The organism is Streptomyces sp. NPDC001902, assembly GCF_042891295.1.
Classification (GTDB): domain Bacteria; phylum Actinomycetota; class Actinomycetes; order Streptomycetales; family Streptomycetaceae; genus Actinacidiphila.
The window spans coordinates 331315-350862 of record NZ_JBIATA010000003.1 but is presented as its reverse complement, the minus strand read 5'-3'; the positions used below and the strand labels follow the sequence as shown (position 1 = coordinate 350862).

At 74.1% G+C, this 19548-nt stretch carries 14 protein-coding genes; 6 read left to right on the top strand and 8 right to left on the bottom strand.

Annotation, left to right across the window (positions count from 1 at the left end):
* The first annotated feature begins 229 nt into the window (after positions 1-229).
* The gene (locus ACFYYN_RS07805) at positions 230-991 is read left to right on the top strand and encodes an LppU/SCO3897 family protein (protein WP_500545073.1); all 762 of its coding nucleotides are present in this window, start codon (positions 230-232) and stop codon (positions 989-991) included.
* A gap of 31 nt (positions 992-1022) precedes the next feature.
* On the opposite strand, the gene ACFYYN_RS07800 is transcribed toward ACFYYN_RS07805, so the two are convergent.
* Together ACFYYN_RS07800 and ACFYYN_RS07795 are read right to left on the bottom strand one after the other, a co-directional pair.
* Positions 1023-2147 (bottom strand): ricin-type beta-trefoil lectin domain protein, encoded by a 1125-nt coding sequence (locus ACFYYN_RS07800; RefSeq protein WP_500545072.1) that lies wholly within the window; start codon positions 2145-2147, stop codon positions 1023-1025.
* 228 nt (positions 2148-2375) lie between these two features.
* Positions 2376-2900 carry a hypothetical protein gene (locus ACFYYN_RS07795; RefSeq protein WP_500545071.1) on the bottom strand — a complete coding sequence of 175 codons (525 nt, stop codon included), beginning with the start codon at positions 2898-2900 and terminating at the stop codon, positions 2376-2378.
* A gap of 71 nt (positions 2901-2971) precedes the next feature.
* On the opposite strand from ACFYYN_RS07795, the gene ACFYYN_RS07790 reads away from it, so the two are divergent.
* The gene (locus tag ACFYYN_RS07790) at positions 2972-3493 is read left to right on the top strand and encodes an AAA family ATPase (protein ID WP_500545070.1); all 522 of its coding nucleotides are present in this window, start codon (positions 2972-2974) and stop codon (positions 3491-3493) included.
* Here ACFYYN_RS07790 and ACFYYN_RS07785 read toward each other — a convergent pair.
* Positions 3480-5105, bottom strand: a complete 1626-nt coding sequence (locus tag ACFYYN_RS07785) for an AMP-binding protein (RefSeq protein ID WP_500545069.1) — start codon at positions 5103-5105, stop codon at positions 3480-3482. The two genes, ACFYYN_RS07790 and ACFYYN_RS07785, sit on opposite strands and share 14 nt — an antisense overlap.
* Positions 5102-6778: an AMP-binding protein gene (locus ACFYYN_RS07780; protein WP_500545068.1), complete on the bottom strand. Its 1677-nt coding sequence runs from the start codon at positions 6776-6778 to the stop codon at positions 5102-5104. Before ACFYYN_RS07780 ends, ACFYYN_RS07785 begins: the two co-directional genes overlap by 4 nt.
* Positions 6779-6872: 94 nt before the next feature.
* Between ACFYYN_RS07780 and ACFYYN_RS07775 the strand changes: the two genes are divergently transcribed.
* Positions 6873-7721: a helix-turn-helix transcriptional regulator gene (locus ACFYYN_RS07775; RefSeq protein WP_500545067.1), complete on the top strand. Its 849-nt coding sequence runs from the start codon at positions 6873-6875 to the stop codon at positions 7719-7721.
* 446 nt (positions 7722-8167) lie between these two features.
* A complete protein-coding gene (locus ACFYYN_RS07770) occupies positions 8168-10972 on the top strand; it encodes a helix-turn-helix transcriptional regulator (protein ID WP_500545066.1) in 2805 nt (934 codons plus the stop codon).
* A 549-nt stretch (positions 10973-11521) separates the two neighbouring features.
* Here the strand turns inward: ACFYYN_RS07770 and ACFYYN_RS07765 are convergent.
* A complete protein-coding gene (locus ACFYYN_RS07765) occupies positions 11522-12028 on the bottom strand; it encodes a MarR family winged helix-turn-helix transcriptional regulator (RefSeq protein WP_500545065.1) in 507 nt (168 codons plus the stop codon).
* Positions 12029-12147: 119 nt separating this feature from the next.
* Between ACFYYN_RS07765 and ACFYYN_RS07760 the strand changes: the two genes are divergently transcribed.
* The gene (locus ACFYYN_RS07760; RefSeq protein WP_500321684.1) at positions 12148-12708 is read left to right on the top strand and encodes an NADPH-dependent FMN reductase; all 561 of its coding nucleotides are present in this window, start codon (positions 12148-12150) and stop codon (positions 12706-12708) included.
* Positions 12709-12836: 128 nt separating this feature from the next.
* On the opposite strand, the gene ACFYYN_RS07755 is transcribed toward ACFYYN_RS07760, so the two are convergent.
* Positions 12837-13946, bottom strand: coding sequence for a winged helix DNA-binding domain-containing protein (locus tag ACFYYN_RS07755; RefSeq protein ID WP_500545064.1), 1110 nt, complete (start codon positions 13944-13946; stop codon positions 12837-12839).
* Between the two features lie 73 nt (positions 13947-14019).
* On the opposite strand from ACFYYN_RS07755, the gene ACFYYN_RS07750 reads away from it, so the two are divergent.
* The gene (locus tag ACFYYN_RS07750) at positions 14020-16707 is read left to right on the top strand and encodes a SpoIIE family protein phosphatase (RefSeq protein WP_500545063.1); all 2688 of its coding nucleotides are present in this window, start codon (positions 14020-14022) and stop codon (positions 16705-16707) included.
* A 96-nt stretch (positions 16708-16803) separates the two neighbouring features.
* Here the strand turns inward: ACFYYN_RS07750 and ACFYYN_RS07745 are convergent, their stop codons facing one another.
* Both ACFYYN_RS07745 and ACFYYN_RS07740 read right to left on the bottom strand, forming a co-directional pair.
* Positions 16804-17931: an XdhC family protein gene (locus ACFYYN_RS07745; RefSeq protein WP_500545061.1), complete on the bottom strand. Its 1128-nt coding sequence runs from the start codon at positions 17929-17931 to the stop codon at positions 16804-16806.
* A gap of 14 nt (positions 17932-17945) precedes the next feature.
* Positions 17946-19409: an NCS2 family permease gene (locus ACFYYN_RS07740; protein WP_500545060.1), complete on the bottom strand. Its 1464-nt coding sequence runs from the start codon at positions 19407-19409 to the stop codon at positions 17946-17948.
* Positions 19410-19548 lie beyond the last annotated feature (139 nt).

Genomic DNA, 19548 nt, shown 5'->3' with positions numbered 1-19548 from the left:
TCCTGCGTCGTCCTGCGGTCCAGGTTGTCGCGCCCGGTGCTCCATATTCCGCATTACGGAAGTTGTCTTTTGTTATGCGGAACTACTGTGAACATAGGGCGCCCCCGGCGCGCGGGTCAAGAAGGGGACGCGAAAGCCGTTCGGCAATCGGGTCGATCGATGTCGGTACCAACCAGTAGGGTTCCGCTCGCCCTTCACATCGGCTTCACACGGACCCCAGGTGATCTCCTTGACCACGCCGACGCCGTCGCCCGCGCAGTCCCGGCACCCGTCCCAGCCCCAACCCCAGCCGCAGGCACAGCCGCAGGCACAGGCGGTGCCGCCGGCCGCTCGGCCGAGGCCGCTGCCGCCCTTCGGGCAGGAGGTGCCCGGTTACGGACGCTCCTGCCTGTTCTGCGGCTCGGTGCCGGCGGTCCAGGCGACCGTCCGGGGGCACCAGGGCATGGTCGTGATGATGCGCTTCCTGAAGGTCCGGGCCCCGTTCTGCCGGCGCTGCGGCATCGCCAAGCACCGCGAGATGGTCTCCAACAGCCTGGTGCAGGGCTGGTGGAGTCCGACCTCGATGCTGTTCAACCCGCTCACCCTGCTGGTCAACCTGTTCCAGCGCTGGAAGATCAACCGCCTGCCCGAGCCGGTCCCCGGCGCCCCCGGCACGCCCGCCGACCCCGGCCGGCCGATCCTGCTCCGCCCCACCGCCCTGGGCCTGCTGATACCCGTCATCCTCATCGGCGGCGGCTGGCTGGTGCTCCACGACGACGCCGAGTACGCCGAGGTCGGCGACTGCGTCCACAGCAGCGGCGACGTCCTCTTCCCGGACGTGTCGGTCGTCGACTGCGGTTCCGCGAAGGCCGAGTTCGAGGTCGTCGGGCGCTTCGACGACACCGCCGACACCGGCCGCTGCGACGCCTACCCCCGCACGGTGGCCACGTTCCGGGCGGAGCACGGCTCGACCAAGTACGTCCTGTGCCTGGCGCGGAACGACAACGCCTGACCGCCGCCCGCGCGGACCACCGGACCGGGCCTCAGCCGCGGCTCCACTTCTGGTCGTCCGCGCCGGTGCAGCTCCACAGCCGCAGCCTGGTGCCGTTGACCCCCGGTGAGTCCTCCGCCTCCACGCACTTGTCGGCCTGGACGTTGACCAGGTCGTGAGCGGCGTTGAGGCGGAACTGCTGGGCGCCGGTGCCGTTGCAGTCCACCAGTTGGACGGCCGCGCCGTCGTCCCGCGAACCGCCCGCGACGTCCATGCACTTGCCCCGGGAGCGGATGCTGCCGTCCGGCTTGATCTGCCAGGACTGCGCCGCGCTGCCCGTGCAGTCCCAGATCTGCAGCGGCGAGCCCCACGGAGGGCTGCCGTCGATGCAACGGCCCGAGTCGTGGCTCCGGATCGCCGTGCCGGAGCCCGCGGCGGAAGGGGACGGGCCGGCGGCGGGGTGCTGCGCCGCTCCCCCGCCCGTGGCGCCGGCCGTGGCCTTGCCCCCGGTCGCGCTCGGAGTGGCGGTCGAGGTCGGGCCGCCTCGGGAACCGGCCTCCGGCGACCGCCGCCCGGTGTCCCCGGGGGACGGTGACCGCCCGCCGGAGGGGCTCGCGGTGGCGGGGCCGCCCCCCGGTGCCTCGCCGGCCGGGCCCTCGTCCGCGAGGGTGGCGGCGGCCGGGCCGTGGTCCTCCTCACCCGAACCCCGCACGAGGAACGGCACGCAGACCAGCACGCCGACCGCGAGACCCGCGCCGAGCAGCAGGAGTGGGCGGGACCACCTGCGGCGCGCACGGGAAGGCGCGGGCTCCGCCGCGGCGGGGGCCTGCGGGCCCGTCCCCACAGCCGTCGCCGGCAGGTGCCCCTCGTCGGGCGCGGGCGCGGGCGCGGGCGCGGTACGGGACGCGAAGGCGAGCCCGGCCGCGAAGCCGTCCGCGTAGGAGGACTCCGGTTCCGCGGCCTCCTCGGGCCGCTCGGGAAGGGCGGCGGCCTGCCTGGCCCGCAGTGTCGGGGCGTCGCCGCCGGTCCAGTCCGGGGGGTTCCGGCTGGTGGTGGCGGATGCGTCGGCGATCGCGGACGTCCTCCGAGTCCGCCGTGGCAGCGCCGTACCGGCGGGGGACGGCGCCGCCGGGGTCTCGTCGGCCGTGGGCGCCGGCCCGTCGGGAGAAGCCGTCATGAATCCTTCCAAACCCAGATGTGCACAAAACAGCCCCGCCGCGTGGGCCGGGGCTGCTTTCGGCACACCGTCCCCCAGGGGCATCCGCGCTGCGCGGTCAGCCCGAACAGGGCTCACGCGGCAGTGCAGCTCGCACCCTAGCAACCGCTCCCGGCCGTGACGACGCGCCCGGTGACGGCACTGTGGCCGCCCGGTGAACGGAGGTCGTCCCGTGGGTGACGGTGTCCCTCAGGGCCTGCGGCGGTGGGGTTCCCACGTGCGGCGGACGTCGTTCCACAGGTAGCGGGTGCCGGCGCCCTCGGCCCCGCCGGTCGTGGCCCAGACACCCTGCGGGTGGTCGCCGAGGGTGTCGGTCCAGGCGATCTCCAGGCCGGCGACCTCCGGATGGCCGAGGTCCAGCCGCTGGAACTGGGCGACCGCCTCGACCGGCAGCAAGGGGTGCACCTGCACCCGGGTGCGGGAGGCCTCGTCCTCCAGCCGGAGCACCCCGCCGCCCTCGCGCCGGACCGAACCGAGCTTCTGCACCGCCGCGATGAAGGCGGCCGCCGTCCGTTCCTCCTCGGTGGCCCCGCGGCGCCGCCAGAAGCCCCGGCCGCCCATGCGCGTCGCCGTGATCTCGCCGAGCCTGGTCCCCACCGCCTGCAGGAACGAGCTCAGCAGGACCACCCCGCCCGCACCGACCACGGCGGACACCAGCTCCGGGATCGCGGACTGGTCACCGCTCCCCGGCCGGGCGTCCTCCCAGTGAGCCATCCCCGTCGCCCCCATCTCCCGTACGTCTCCGGTGTGTTGTCAGGGTAACGGCGGCGGCTACTGTGGCGGGCGTGATCATCTGGCTGAACGGCACTTTCGGCGCGGGCAAGACCACGACGTGCTCGCACCTGGTGCGGCTCGTCCCCGGCGCCCACGTCTTCGACACCGAACAGGTCGGTTTCATGCTGGGGCACGTGCTGCACGAGGCCGTGCCCGTACGGGACTTCCAGGAGTGGCCCCCCTGGCGGGCGCTCACCGTGGCGTCGCTCGCCCAGGTGCACGCCTACCTCGGCGGGACGCTGATCGTGCCGCAGACCGTGCTGGTGGAGGAGTACTGGCGGGAGGTCGAGGCGGGGCTGGAGCGGGCCGGGCTGCCCGTGCGGCACTTCCTGCTGCACACCGACCCGGCCACCCTCACCCGCAGGATCGAGCGGGACACGGTGGAGACCGGCGCCCGGCAGTGGCGGCTGGACCACCTGGAGGAGTACGCCGAGGCCCTGCCCTGGCTGCGGGCGGCGGCGACGGTGCTCGACACGACCGCCGCGCCGCCGGAGGCGGTGGCGCGGCAGGTCGCGGACCTCACGCGGGCCTGAAGGACTCCCGCAGCTCGACCTTGCGGACCTTGCCGCTGACGGTCATCGGGAAGGCGTCCATCAGCCGCAGGTGGCGCGGCACCTTGTAGTGGGCGAGCCGGCCGCGGCAGAACTCGCCGAGCTCCTCCACCGTCAGCGCGGCCGCCGGGTCCTTGAGGATGACGCAGGCCAGGATCTCCTCGCCGTACCGCTCGTCGGGGACGCCGACCACCTGGACGTCCGCGATCTTGGGGTGGGCGTAGAGGAACTCCTCGATCTCGCGCGGGTAGACGTTCTCACCGCCGCGGATGATCATGTCCTTGATGCGGCCCACGATCTGCAGGTAGCCGTCCTCCCGCATCACGGCGAGGTCGCCGGTGTGCATCCAGCGGCCGGCGTCGATCGCCTCCGCGGTCTTGTCCGGCTCGTCCCAGTAACCCAGCATCACCGAGTAGCCGCGGGTGCACAGTTCGCCCGCCGTGCCGCGCGGCACCGTCACGCCGTCCGGGTCGACGACCTTGACCTCGACGTGCGGCAGCACCCGGCCGACGGTGCCGGTGCGGCGCTCGAGGTCGTCGTCCCGGCGGGTCTGGGTGGAGACCGGCGAGGTCTCGGTCATGCCGTAGCAGATGGACACCTCGGCCATGTGCATCTCCGCGACGACCCGCTTCATCACCTCGACCGGGCAGGGCGAGCCCGCCATGATGCCGGTGCGCAGCGAGGAGAGGTCGTACGTCGCGAAGTCCGGCAGGTTGAGCTCGGCGATGAACATCGTCGGCACCCCGTACAGCGAGGTGCAGCGCTCCTGCTCGACCGCGCGCAGCGTCGCCGCCGGGTCGAAGCCGGGTGCCGGGATGACGATGCAGGCGCCGTGCGAGGTGGCGCCCAGGTTTCCCATGACCATGCCGAAGCAGTGGTAGAAGGGCACCGGCAGGCAGACCCGGTCCTGCTCGCTGTAGCCCACCTGCTCGCCCACGAAGTAGCCGTTGTTGAGGATGTTGTGGTGGGAGAGGGTCGCGCCCTTGGGGAAGCCGGTCGTGCCCGAGGTGTACTGGATGTTGACCGGGTCGTCGCAGGACAGTTCCGCCCCGCGCTCGGCGAGCTGCTCGTGGGGGATGTGGGCCCCGGCCTCGACGAGGGCGTCCCACGTCGGGTCGCCGATGTACACGACCTCGGTGAGCGAGCGGCACCCGCCGCGCACCTGCTCCACCATGGCGCGGTAGTCGCTGGACTTGAACGCGGTGGAGGCGACCAGCACCTCGATGCCGGCCTGGTCGAGCACGAACGCCAGCTCGTGGACGCGGTAGGCCGGGTTGATGTTGACCATGATCGCGCCGATGCGGGCGGTGGCGTACTGGACGAGCACCCACTCGGGGCAGTTGACGGCCCAGATGCCCACCCGGTCGCCCTTGCCGACGCCCTTGGCGAGCAGGCCGCGCGCCACGTCGTCGACGGCGGCGCCGAACGCGGCGTAGGTCCAGCGGCGGCCGCTGGGGACGTCGACCAGCGCGTCGCGGTCCGGCCAGGCGGCGACGGCCCGGTCCAGGTTGCGGCCGATGGTGTCGCCGAGCAGCGCGGTGGTGCCGGTGCCGCTCGCGTACGACGGCTCGACGGGGCTCGCGGGGGTGCTCACCTGTGGTCCTCCTCGCGGTACTCGGTGCCGACGGCACCCTCGGCGGTGCGCCGGCGCAGCTCGATGCGGCGGATCTTGCCGGACACGGTCTTGGGCAGCTCGGCGAACTCGATGCGCCGCACCCGCTTGTACGGGGCGAGCACGGCCCGCGAGTGCGCGAAGAGCGCCGCGGCGGTCTCCGGGCCCGGCTCCCAGCCCTCGGCCAGGACGACGTACGCCTTGGGCACGGCCAGCCGCAGCGGGTCGGGCGCCGGGACGACGGCGGCCTCCGCCACGCACTCGTGCTCCAGCAGGGCGCTCTCCAGCTCGAAGGGGGAGATCTTGTAGTCGGAGGCCTTGAAGACGTCGTCGGCGCGCCCGATGTAGGTGATGTAGCCGTCGGCGTCGCGGGAGCCGATGTCGCCGGTGCGGTACCAGCCGCCGGCCATGGCCTCGGCGGTGCGCTCCGGGTCGCCCTCGTAGCCGGTCATCAGGCCCACCGGGCGGGCGGACAGGTCGAGGCAGATCTCCCCCTCGTCGCCGGGCTTGCCGGTGACGGGGTCGAGGAGTTCCACCGTGTAGCCGGGACTGGGACGGCCCATGGAGCCCGGCTTGAGCGGCTGCCCGGGCGGGTTGGAGACCTGGACGGCCGTCTCGGTCTGGCCGAAGCCGTCCCGGATGGTGAGGCCCCAGGCGCGTCGCACGTGCTCGATGACCTCCGGGTTGAGCGGCTCGCCGGCGGCGACGACCTCGCGCGGCGGGGTGCGCAGCGCGCCGAGGTCGGCCTGGATCAGCATCCGCCAGACGGTGGGCGGCGCGCAGAAGCTGGTGACGCCGGCCCGGTCCATCTCGGCCATGAGGCGGCCCGCGTCGAAGCGCGTGTAGTTGTGGATGAAGACCGTCGCCTCGGCGTTCCACGGCGCGAAGAGGTTGGACCAGGCGTGCTTGGCCCAGCCGGGCGAGGAGATGTTGAGGTGGACGTCGCCGGGGCGCAGCCCGATCCAGTACATCGTCGCCAGGTGGCCCACGGGGTAGGACAGGTGGGTGTGTTCGACGAGCTTGGGCTTCGCGGTGGTGCCCGAGGTGAAGTACAGCATCAGCGGGTCGTCGCCGCGGGTGTCCCCGTCGGGCGCGAAGTCCGCGGGGGCGTCGTACGCGTCCTCGTAGGCGTGCCAGCCCGCGGGCGCGCCGCCGACGGCGATCCTGGTGTACTCCCCCGGCACCTGGTCGAACTTCGCCGCGTCCGCCGCGCGGACGATCACGTGCCGGGCCCGGCCGCGCTCCACGCGGTCGGTGAGGTCGGCGGGACCGAGCAGCGGGGTGGCCGGGATGACCACGGCCCGCAGCTTCATGGCGGCCAGGGCGGTCTCCCAGAGCTCGGTCTGGTTGCCCAGCATGACCACGATCCGGTCGCCGGCGCCCACCCCGAGGCCGCGGAGCCGGTTCGCGACCCGGGCCGAGCGCTCGGACATCGCGGCGAAGGCGACGGCCGACTCGGTGCCGTCCTCCTCGACGATCTGCAGGGCGGTGCGGTCGTTGTCGCGGGCGATGACGTCGAACCAGTCCAGCGCCCAGTTGAAGTGCTCGGGCCGCGGCCAGCGGAAGCCCTCGTACGCCGCCTTGTAGTCCTCGCGGTGGCGCAGCAGGAAGTCCCGGGCCTCCCGGAACTCTTCCGTCCGGCTGGTTGCCGTCATGTGTCCTCCTCGTAGCCGGCCCGCTCAGTAGCATCCTGTTGTCAGTGACGAGGCTCTCACTACCCCCGGACGGGGGTGAAGGAGCGGCGAGGGCGTGACGGGATCGGGCGAGGCGGCGGAGCTGCGGGCGGCGCTGCTGCGGATGAGGCGCACCAGCGGTCTGCCGGTGGCCTTCGGAGGGCTGCTCCCGGAACCGGGGCGGCTGCGGATCTCCGAGCTGTCCGGCACGGCCACGGCCTCCCTCCAGGGGCTCACCGTCACCGCGGGCAACGGCCTCGGCGGCAAGACGATCGCACTCTCCCGGCCGCTCGCCGTCACCGACTACAGCACGTCGCGGGTGATCAGCCACGAGTACGACGCGGCGGTGGGCGCCGAAGGCCTGCGCTCGGTCCTGGCGGTGCCGGTGGTCGTACGGCGCCGGGTGCGCGGGGTGCTCTACGGTGCGCTGCGCCATCCGCTGGCGCTCGGCGACCGCCCGGTGAGCGCCGCGGTGGAGGCCGCGCGCGAGCTGGAGCAGCGGCTGGTGGTCCGGGACGAGGCCGACCGCCTGCTGTCGACGTGCCGGCAGCCGACCACGGGCGACCCTGCGGCCTGGGAGGAGGTCCGCGAGGCCCACGGGGAACTGCGGGCGCTGGCCGGCCGGGTCGCCGATCCGCTGCTGCGGCAGGAACTGCTCGCCGCGTGCGGCCGGCTGGCGGCGGCGACCGGCGCCGCCGGTGCCGGGCAACGCTCCCCCACCGGGCGGCCGGTGGCGCTCGCCTCCCGGGAGCTGGACGTACTGGCGTGCGTGGCCACGGGGGCCACCAACGCCGCCGCCGCCGACCGGCTGGGGCTGCGCCCGGAGACGGTCAAGAGCTACCTGCGCTCGGCCATGCGCAAGCTCGGCGCCCGCACCCGCCTCGAGGCGGTCGTCGCCGCCCGCCGTGCCGGCCTGCTCCCCTGAGGTGCCGGCCCGCGCGGACCGCTGCGGACCCGGTGCGGACCCGGTGCGACATTGACGACAAAGCGGCCGCGCCGGCCGCTCCCCGGTGGCGCGTTCACCCGCAAAGCACCGTGAGCGGGGCAGGACCGGAAGTCCGGACAAGCCGCCATGTTCGGTTCACCCAGGGTTATTTTGGGGTTTGACCGCCGGCGGGATCGGACCGATCATTCGGGGTGTGTCCACCGGCACGCGCGGGACGGGGGCCGGCCTGACGAATGGTCCGGTGTTCAACAGACCGTTGCCCCCGTGCGTTTCCCGATGTGCCGCCCATTGCACGACATCCATTCGGCGACGGCGGTGAATTTCCCTACACCGGACGGAAGTCGAAGGGCCGCGCCCGCACCGGCGGATTTCCGTGGCTCTTTGCATAACATTGTCCCGGACACGACACGAGGGGAGCGGCGACCGTGGAGCAGGTCTTCGACGTGCCGGCCAGACCCCGACCCGACCAGGTGATCGGGCGAGGTGACGTCCTCGCGCGGGCCCGCGGGCATCTGGCCCAAGGGGGCAGCCTGCTGCTGTACGGACCTGCCGGAATCGGGAAGTCCACCGTATTGCGGACGCTCGCCGAGGAATACGGCGGCGAGCCGACGGTGCTGCGCTGTTCCGCCACGGAGTCCGAATCGCACCTGCCCTTCCTCGCCCTGGTCGATCTGCTCGGCCTGGTCGCCGACCAGGTGTCCGACAGCCTGCCCGCACCGCAGCGAGCCGCGCTGGAGTCGGCGCTCACCGGCCGCGGGGAGTCCTCCCTGCAACGGGACGGGCTCGCGCTGCGGCTGGCCGTGCTGTCGGTGCTGCGGGCCCTGGCCGCCGACGGCCCGGTGCTGATCGTCGTGGACGACCTGCAGTGGATGGACCCCGCCAGCGCCGAGCTGCTGGCCTTCGCGGCCCGCCGGGTCGCCGAGCTGCCGGTGCGGGTGCTGGGCGCCGTACGCACCGAGGCCGATCCGCAGGACCAGCACGACCGCTACCTGCGCGCCTTCCCGCAGGACGTGCGCACGCTGCGGGTGACCCCGTTGTCCCGGCCGGAGGTCTCCGAGCTCCTCGACGGGCGCGGTCACGCCGGGCTGCCGCGGGCGGTCGTCCGGGACATCCACCGCACCAGCGGCGGCAATCCGCTCTTCGCCCTGGAGCTCGGCCGCGCCCTCGCGGAGAGCCGCACCCCGCCCCGCCCCGGGGAGCCGCTGCCGGTGCCGACCTCGCTGCGCACCCTGGTGCTCAACCGGCTCGAGATGCTCTCCGCGGACACCCGCCGCACCCTGCTCATCGCCAGTGCGGGGGCCCGCCCGACCCTTGCGACGCTGCGCAGCGCCGGCCGCGCCAACGCCGAGAGCGAGACGGGCGTGGCCGCCTCGCTCGGCCTGGTGGAGATGGACCACCACGACGGCACCGGCCTGGTGCGTTTCGCGCACCCGCTGATATCCGCGGCGCTGTACGCGGAGGCGACCCCGGAGGACCGGCGCAGCGCCCACGCCGCGCTGGCGGCGGCGGCCGGCGACCCGATCGAGCGGGCCCGGCACCTGGCGCTGGCGACGAGCGGCAAGGACGAACGGGTCGCGGCGAGCCTGGCCGAGGCCGCGGACGAGGCCCGGGCCCGCGGCGCCCCCTCGGTGGCCGCCCAGCTCGGCCTGCTGGCCGCCCGGCACACCCCCGAGGGCGCGGTGCCCACCGCGGACGAGCGGCGGCTGCGGGCCGCCGAGGACGCGCTGACCGCCGCCGAGCCCGAGCTCGCCCGGGCCACCGCCCGCGAGGTGCTGGCGCAGGCCACGGTCCCGGCGGACCGGGTGCGGGCGTGGAGCGTGGTGATCGACTCGGTCGGGCAGGCCCTGTCCGAGGTCGACGACGTCTTCCCGCAGGCCCTGGCGGACGCGGGCGACGACCCGCGGCTGCAGGGCCTGGTGCGCTACCAGCTCGCCTGGCGGGCCCTGGTGGACGGCCAGATGCACGAGGCGCGCGCCGAGGCCGCCCGCTCGGCGGCGCTCGCCGCGCGGGCCGGCGACCGGCGCACCGAGTTGCTGGCGCTGTCCTTCAAGGCGCTCAACGAGACGTTGGTAGGGCATCCCGACGCCGCCGCGACCCTGGCCCAGGCCTCCGCGGAACCGCAGGACCCGGACGTGGCCATGAACCACAACGGCCCGGTCTACATCCGCTCCCGCTACCTGCTGATGAGCGATCAGCTCGACGAGGCGCGCACCGCGCTGACCTGGCTGGCCGGTGAGGCCCGTCAGCGGGGCGCGGTGGAGAGCGAGGTCTACTCGGTGCGCAGCCTCGCCGAGATCGAGCTGCGCTCCGGCCGCTGCGGCACGGCGCTGGACCTGGCCCGCGAGAGCCTGCGGCTGGCCGAGGACACCGGCATCGGCGAGGGCTTCGCGCTGCAGATCTCGGCCCTGACCGAGGCGGCGGGCGGCACGGTGGAGCGCGCCCTGTCCCTGGCCGGGGACGCGGTGCGGCGGGCCGAGGCCGACAGCGACATGCCGTACATGACACGCGCGTTGTACGCGCTCGGGCACGCGCGGCTGGTCGGCGCCGACCCGCAGGGCGCGGTGGACGCGCTGCGCCGGGTGCGCGCGCTGGAACGCGAGATGGGCGTGACGGAGCCCGCGCGCGGCCGCTGGCAGGGCGACCTGGCCGAGGCACTGGTGCTGACCGGCGCGCTCGGTGAGGCGCGTGAGGTCATCGACGAGACCCGCAGGCACGCCCTGCGGCTCGGCCGGCAGAGCATCCTGGCCGTCCTGGAGCGCGCCGAGGGGATGCTGCTCGCCGCCCGCGGTGACACCGACGGGGCGGTGGCGGTGCTGAACGGGGCCCGGCAGCGGCTGGTCGCGCTCGGGTACGGGCTGGAGGAGGCGCGCGCCGTCTTCGCACTGGCCCAGGTGGAGGCGGACCGGCGCAACCGCGCGGCGGCCCGGGTGGCGCTGGACGAGGCCGGCCGGTTGTTCCGGCGGTCGAAGGCCCTGCCGTGGCTGGGGCAGGTGGGCCCGGCCCCGGCGGCCCCCCCGGCGGCGGCGCCACCGGAGCTGGACGGGCTGGCCTCGATGGAACGTCAGGTGGCCGCGCTGGTCCTGGAGGGCGCCACCAACCGGGAGATCGCCGCGACGCTGTTCATCAGCGTGAAGACGGTCGAGGCGACCCTGACCCGGGTCTACCGCAAGCTCGGCATCCGCTCACGGGTGGACATCGTGCGACTGGCCGCGGGCCGCCGGGCCGGCTGAGGCGAGCGCCGGCCCGGCCCGGCGGCGCTGTTCGGCGCGCGCCGGACACGTGAGGTGACCGAGGGGTTTCCCTACGCGACCGGGGTTAGGGGGTTCCCTCATTGGGGCGCGGGGGCCGCGACCCTAGCCTGGGTCCCGCACAGAGCAAGCAGGTTGACCCGTCCCACGAGTGCACGTGCGCCAACTCGCCCCTCGTTCACGGTCGTCGACGATGACGTCGGCCCAGGCCGTGCCGTACGCGTGGGATGAAGCGCCGCCCCACCGGTGACCCGCGCGTTCCCCCCACCGGCATCCTGAGGAGCTCGACGTCAGGGCTCGACCGTGCGAGGAAGGCCGCCGCGGTCGCGGCGACCGCGGCCGCCGGGGCGGCGGCCCGAGTGAACTCCTGACCATGAGTCAGGCTGCGCCAGGGGTGGGGGGGGGGGGGGGGGCCGCCCCCCCCCCCCCCCCCCCCCCCCCCAACAGCCCGCCCCCGCCGCCGGGGGGGGGGGGCGGGGGGGGGGGGGGGGGGCCCCCCCCCGCCCCCCCCCCCCCCCCCCCCTCTCCATGTCAGCGGCCGCGGTCGGCGGCGTCGACCGCGGCGTAGATGCGGTCGAAGACGGGCCCCAGGCTCTCCAGCTCGCCCGGCTCCAGCGGGTCCAGGACCATCCGGCGCACCGACTCCACGTGCGCGGGCGCGGAGGCCACGAGCTTCTCGTACCCCTCGGGCGTGAGGATCGCCAGGGTGTAACGGCCGTCCCCGGGGTCCGGCTCGCGGCGGACGAAGCCCTGGTGCTCCAGGCGCCGCACCACGTGCGACAGCCGCGACAGGGACGAGCTCGCCCGGTCCGCGAGCACGCTCATCCTGATGGTGTGCCGCTCCTGCTCGGAGAGCATCGCGAGGACGTGGTACTCCATCCAGTTCAGGTCGGCGTCGCGCTCCAGCTCGCGTTCCAGGGCCGGCAGGAGCCGGGCCATGACCCTGGCCATCGACATCCACGCGGTCAGCTCGCCGCCCTGCAGCCAGCGCGGCTCCATCGCGGCGGGGGCGGGCGGTACCGCTGTGTTCTTCGTCATGCTCCCCAGGCTATCGGACCGCTTGAAGCTTCAAGTCGATCTGTTACAGTGCACTTGAAGCTTCAAGTTGAAGCTTCAATTCGTACCCCCAGCACCGCACAGATCGGGAATCACGCCTCATGACCAGGATCGGCATCATCCTCGGCAGCACCCGCCCCGGCCGGAACGGCGAGAAGGTCGCCCACTGGGTCGTCGAGCAGGCCGCCAAGCACGCCGGCGACGCGACCTTCGAGCTCGTGGACCTCGCCGACTACCCGCTCCCCCACCTCGACGAGCCGATCCCGCCGGCCATGGGCCAGTACCAGAACGCCCACACCAAGGAGTGGGCCGCCAAGATCGCCGGCTTCGACGGCTTCATCTTCGTCACCCCGGAGTACAACCACTCCACCTCGGGCGTGCTGAAGAACGCCATCGACTACCTGCACGCCGAGTGGAACCACAAGGCGCTCGGCGTCGTGTCCTACGGCTCCGTGGGCGGCGCCCGCGCCGCCGAGCACCTGCGGCTGATCGCCGGCGAGCTGAAGATGGCCGACGTGCGCTCCCAGGTCGCGCTCTCCCTCTTCACCGACTTCGTCAACTTCAGCGAGTTCGCCCCCGGCGAGCACCAGGCCGCCAGCCTGTCGACCCTCATCGACGAGGTCATCGAGTGGAGCAGCGCCCTGGCGCCGCTGCGCGGCTGACCTTGCGCGCCGTCCCGGCGACCGGGGCCCTCAACGGCGCGGGCGGCCCGGCGAACGGGCGGGGAGCGTGAGACGCCGGGGCCGGGCGGAGGATCCTCCGCCCGGCCCCGGCGTGCCGCCCGTCCCGCTCAGGCGAAGCGCACGTCGTGGTGGTCGGCCTCCGGGTCGGAGGCGGCGAGCAGCCGCCTGCCCTCGGCCTCCAGCGCGTCACGGTCGGCTGCCGCGAGCGGCGCGAACGACGCCACCGTGACGACCGCGGAGCCACGCGACCGGTCGGTGCTCCAGGTGCCGGCCACGAATCCGTCGACGAGGACCGTGCCGCGGACGATGCCGTTGGCCGTCATGACCCGGCGGACGTGCTCCCGGGCGAGGATCCGCGAGCGGTCGGCGTGGGAGAGCACGAGGTTGTCGAAATCCGCGACGAAGCGGGCGCCCACCGGCAGGTCCGGGTCGGGCAGGGCCGCGGCGTCGGGGGCGTCGTAGAGCACCCGGCCGTCCTCGTCGCGGTAGCCGCGCAGATCCATCGAGGCGAAGACCTCGCGCAACCCGGTGAGCCCCGACCACTTCTGCGCGTCGGCGACGGAGGCGGGGCCGAAGGCCGCCAGGTAGCGGCGCACCAGCTCCTGGGGGTCGCAGGCCGCGGCAGGGGGACGTCCGAGCCAGGACCCGGCCGTGGTGTACGCGGTCCGTCCGGACACCCCCCAGACGCCGCGCGGCGGCACCTGCACCAGCGGCAGCCAGTTGCGCAGCGCGTTGACCAGGGAGGCGGGATCGGCGTCCGGCCAGCGCGGGCCGAGCAGGTCGCGCAGCTCGCCCGGGGTGCGCGGCTCTTCCTCGACCAGCGCCCGGCAGGCGGCGACGGCCTCGTCGCGGTCCACGCCGCGCACCCCCGGGCCCCAGGTGCCCTGGGCGATCTGCCGGTCCAGCAGCGGCTGCAGCACCGGTCGCAGCCGCAGGGCGTCGTCCGCGGTGACCAGGTGGACGGTGCCGCGCAGCAGCGCGATCCGGACGACCCCGCGGTCCAGCAGCAGACGGGACAGGTCGCCGAAGGCGAAGCCGTCGAGCCGGGTCCACAGCGCGGCGTACGCCGCGTGCGGGGCCTGGGACTGAAGGCCCACCAGATGCCCGACCGCCTCCAGGGGGCCCATGGCCGAGCGCTCCAGCAGCAGTTGCCGGTCCAGCAGGGCCCGGTTGAGCGTACGGCGGCCCAGTACGGCCCCCGGTGTCGTCCTGCGCATGCGGACACCGTACGGCCCGGAAGAACTCGGGGGTAACGCGCCCCGGCCGTGCCCGGGAGTGTAGACATACCCTATGGCCGGGCCGAGCGATCACCGCGCCTCCAGGGAGCGGGGGCTGCGAGCGCTGCTGGCCGGACGCAGCGTGGCGGGACAGGTCTTCCTGCTGCAGGTCGTGGTCGTGGTGCTGCTGGTCGCCGCGGCGGTCGTCGAACTCGTCGTCCAGGCACGGCACGACAGCCAACAGGAGGCCCGCAACCGGTCGGTGGCGGTGGCGACCGCCTTCGCGAGCGCGCCGGGCATCGTGGCGGCGCTGGAGTCGCCCGACCCGACGGCGGTCCTGCAACCGGAGGCCGAACGGGCCCGCCGGCTCTCCGGTGTGGACTTCATCGTGGTGACGGACCGGCAGGGGATCCGCTACACCCACCCCAAGCCCGACCGCATCGGCAAGAAGTTCGTCGGGGACATCGAACCGGTCCTGCACGGCCGGATGGTCACCGAGAACATCGTCGGCACCATCGGCCCGCTGGTGCAGGCGAACGTGCCGGTCCTCGACGACCGGGGCGAGGTCGTCGGCATGGTGTCCTCGGGCATCACCATCGCCAAGGTCAGCGGCGCGGTCAACGACCAACTGCCGGTCATGCTGGGCGCCGCGGCAGCGGTGCTGGCCCTGGCCACCGGCGGCACCTGGCTGATCGCCAGACGCCTCACCCGGCAGACCAGGGGCCTCGGCCCGGTCGAGATGACGCGCATGTACGAGCACCACGCCGCCGTGCTGCACGCCGTGCGCGAGGGCGTCCTCATCCTGGACGGCGACCGGCGGCTGCTGCTCGCCAACGACGAGGCACGACGTCTGCTGGACCTGCCCGCCGACGCGGAGGGCCGGCCCGTCACCGGGCTCGGGCTCGACGAGCGGGCCTGCGAACTGCTGGCCTCCGGCCGCGACGCCACCGACGAGGTGCTGCCGGCCGGCGACCGGCTGCTGGTGCTCAACAACCGCCACACCGACCGCAACGGCGGCCCGCCGGGCAGCGTGGCGACCCTGCGCGACGCGACCGAACTGCGGGCGCTGTCCGGCCGCGCCGAGACCGCCAGGACCCGGCTGCGGCTGCTGTACGACGCGAGCATGGGCATCGGCACCACGCTGGACATCACCAGGACCGCCGAGGAACTGGCGCAGGTCTCGGTACCGCGCTTCGCCGACTACGTCACCGTGGACCTCGCGGTACGGGTGCTGCGCGGCGACGAGCCGCTGACGGGCCCGTCGGTGGAGATGCGCCGGGTCGCGGTGAACGGCATCCGCGACGACCACCCGCTGTACCCCGCGGGGCACCCGCTGCTCTTCGTGCCGTCCAGCCCGCAGGCGGCCGGCATCGCCGGCGGCCGGGCCGTCCTGGAGCCCCGGCTCGCGGACTCCCCCGGCTGGCAGGCGCAGGACCCGCAGCGCAGCGCCCGGGTCGTCGGCTTCGGCATCCACTCGCTGATCTGCGCCCCGCTGAGCGCCCGCGGCGTGCTCCTGGGGATGGCCAACTTCTGGCGCTCGCAGGCCCCGGAGCCCTTCGACGAGGATGACCTCACGCTCGCCGAGGAACTGGCGGCGCGGGCCGCGGTGTGCATCGACAACGCCCGCCGCTACACCCGCGAGCACACGATGGCGGTCACCCTGCAGCACAGCCTGCTGCCGCGGGAACTGCCCCGGCTGACCGCCCTGGACGCCGCCTACCGCTACCTGCCCGCGCAGGCGGGGGTGGGCGGCGACTGGTTCGACGTGCTGCCGCTGCCCGGAGCGCGGGTCGCCCTGGTGGTGGGCGACGTCGTGGGCCACGGGCTGCACGCGGCCGCCACGATGGGCCGGCTGCGCACCGCGGTGCACAACTTCAGCACCCTGGACCTGCCGCCCGATGAACTGCTCGGCCACCTCGACGAGTTGGTCGGCCGGATCGACCAGAACGACTCCGGGCCCGCCGGCGACGGCGCCGCCCCCGCGGGCACCACCGTCGCGGGCGCGACCTGCCTGTACGCCGTCTACGACCCGGTGACGGGCACCTGCACGATGGCCCGCGCCGGGCACCTGCTCCCCGCGGTCGTGCACCCCGACGGGACCGTGGAGTTCCCCGACGTACCGGCCGGGCCACCACTGGGCCTGGGCGGACTGCCCTTCGAGGCGGTGGAACTGACGCTCCCCGAGGGCAGCAGCCTGGTGCTGTACACCGACGGCCTGGTCGAGGACCGCGACCGGGACATCGACGAGGGCCTGGAGCTCCTGCGCCGTTCCCTGTCCCGGGCCGGCCGCGACCCCGAGCAGACCTGCCGGGACGTCTTCGAGACCATGCTGCCCTCCCGGCCCGGCGACGACATCGCGCTCCTCGTCGCCCGCACGCGGGTCCTGCCCGCCGACCGCGTCGCGGACTGGGACGTGCCCAGCGACCCCGCCGCGGTCTCCGGCGTGCGCGCGGCGGTCCAGCGGCGGCTGGCGGCGTGGGGGCTGGAGGAGCTGTCCTTCACGACGGAGCTGCTGCTGAGCGAGCTCATCACCAACGCCATCCGGTACGGGGCCGAACCCATCCGGGTGCGCCTGATCCTCGACCAGGCGCTGATATGCGAGGTCTCCGACGCGGGCAGCACCTCCCCGCACCTGCGCTACGCGGCCGCGACGGATGAGGGCGGGCGGGGGCTGTTCCTCGTCTCGCAGTTCGCCGAGCGCTGGGGCACGCGCTACACGCCCGAGGGCAAGGTGATCTGGGCCGAGCAGTTGCTGCGGTAGCCGTCCGGGGTGCGTTCTGTGGGGCCCGGTTGTCGTGTGCGGGTTGTTTGCGCCTGCGCACAACAACCGGGCAGCCCGGCGCAGCCGCCCACACCTTCACACCCCGCACAGCCCCGCAGGGCGCGCACCGTGGATCGGGGCGTCCACGCCCCTAAGGGGACGCCCCGTTCCCCCGTGGCGGTGGGCCACGATCTCCGCGGCGATGGACAGCGCGGTCTCCTCGGGCGTGCGGGCGCCGAGGTCGAGCCCGATCGGGCTGTGCAGCCGGGCCAGTTCGGACGCGCCGAGGCCCGTCTCGCGCAGCCGGGCCAGGCGCTGCTCGTGGGTGCGCCGGGAGCCCATCGCGCCGACGTAGGCGACGGGCATGCGCAGGGCCCGCTCCAGCAGCGGTACGTCGAACTTGGCGTCGTGGGTGAGGACGCAGACGACGGTGCGGCCGTCGACCGGGGTGCGCTCCAGATAGCGGTGCGGCCACTCGACGACGACCTCGTCGGCCTCCGGGAAGCGCCGGGCGGTCGCGAAGACCGGGCGTGCGTCGCAGACCGTCACCCGGTAGCCGAGGAACGTGCCGACCCGCACCAGGGCGGCGGCGAAGTCGATCGCCCCGAACACCAGCAGGCGCGGCGGCGGGGTGGCGGCCTCGACGAGCAGGGTGAGCGGCTCACCGCAGCGGCTGCCGTCCGCGCCGATGTTGACGGTGGCGTTGCGGCCCGCGTCCAGCAGGGCGTGGGCATCGGCCGCGGCGGTGCGGTCCAGATCCGGGTCGCCGAGGGTGCCCTCGTACGATCCGCCGGGGCGCACCAGGAGGGTGCGGCCGGGCAGTCCGGCGGGGCCCGCCACGACCCTGGCCACGGCCGCCGCCTCCCCGCGGGAGGCGGCGGCCAGTGCCGCGGCGAGCTGCGGCTGCGCCCCGGGCAGGATCCGCTGGACGAAGATGTCGATGACGCCGCCGCAGGTCAGCCCCACGGCGAAGGCGTCGTCGTCGGAGTATCCGAAGCGCTGGAGGACCGGCTCGCCGGTCTCCAGCACCTCCTGGCAGAGTTCGTAGACGGCGCCTTCCACGCACCCGCCGGACACGCTGCCGACCGCGGTGCCCTCGGCGTCGACGGCGAGCGCGGCGCCGGGCTGCCGGGGGGCGCTGCCGCCGACCGTGACGACGGTCGCGACGGCGAACGGCCTGCCCTGGGCGGACCAGCGGTCGAGCTCGTCGGCGATGTCCAGCATGGCGGGGACCCCTTCTAGCTGACGCCGAGCCAGCCCTCGAGCGGGTGCAGGGCGAAGTAGACGACGAAGACGGCCGCGAGCACCCACATGAAGACCCCGGGCTCACGGAACCTGCCCTGGGCCGACTTGATCGCGGTGTAGGCGATGACCCCGGCGCCGACCCCGGCGGTGATGGAGTAGGTGAAGGGCATCAGGGCCACGGTGAGGAAGACGGGCACGGCCACCGAGCGGTCGCCCCAGTCCACGTGCCGGGCGTTGCCCATCATCATGGCGCCGATCACCACCAGGGCCGCCGCGGCGACCTGGCCGGGGACGATCTGCGCCAGCGGGGTGAAGAACAGCCCGGCGGCGAAGAGCACGCCGGTGACCACGGAGGACAGGCCCGTACGGGCGCCCTCGCCGACGCCGGTCGCGGACTCGACGAAGACGGTCTGACCGGAGGCCCCGGAGAACCCGCCGATCGCGCCGCCCGCGCCGTCGATGAACAGGGCCCTGCCGAGCCCCGGCATGCGTCCCTGGTCGTCGGCGAGCTCCGCCTCCGTGCCGACGCCGATGATGGTGGCCATCGCGTCGAAGAAGCCGGCCAGCACCAGCGTGAAGACGATCATGCCGACGCTCAGGGCCCCGATGTGCTGCCACCCGCCGAACTCGACCTGCCCGAACAGCCCGAAGTCGGGCGCGGAGACCACGTGTCCGGGCAGTTCGGGGACGGTCAGTCCCCACACCTTCGCGTCGGTGCCACCGGCCGCGTGGACGGCCACGGCCAGGACGGTACCGGTGACGATGCCGATGAGGATGGCACCGGGGGTCCCGCGCGCCTGGAGCATGAAGATCAGCAGCAGGGTGACGCAGAAGACCAGTACCGGCCAGCCGGCCAGCTGTCCGCCGGCGCCCAGGGTGAGCGGGCTGCCCTCGCCCCGGCCCACGAACCCGGCGTTGACCAGCCCGATGAGGGCGATGAACAGGCCGATGCCGATGGTGATCCCGTGCTTGAGCGGCAGCGGGATCGCGTTCATGATGACCTCCCGCAGACCGGAGACCACCAGAGCCACGATCACCACGCCGTACAGCACGCACATCCCCATCGCCTGGGGCCAGGTCATGTGCGGGGCGACCTGCGTGGCGAGCACCCCGGAGACGGACAGCCCCGCGGCGAGGGCGAGCGGCACCTTGCCGACGAGGCCCATGAGGAGGGTGGAGACGGCGGCGGCCAGCGCGGTCGCCGTGATCAGCCCGGTCTGGCCGAGCCGGTGCCCGTCCACGTCGGGCCCGGACAGCAGCAGCGGGTTGAGCAGCAGGATGTACGCCATCGCCATGAAGGTCGTCAGACCTCCGCGGAGCTCGCGGGCGACGGTCGAGCCGCGTGCGGATATGTGGAAGTACCGGTCGAGCCTGCCGCGTCCGGCCGGCGGTCGCGGCTGCGCGCCGGGACCGTCCGGGGCGGTTCTGTGCAGGGCTGACGGGGTCGACTGGGTCATGCGGTGCCACTCCCAAGGTTCACAGGGACACCCGGACGGCCTGCGCCGTGCGGGATTTGGGATGGTCCGCAGCACGACCCGGGGGACGGCCCGAGAGTGGTGCGGCGACCGCCCGGCGCCGGACGGCGCCGGGCGGAGC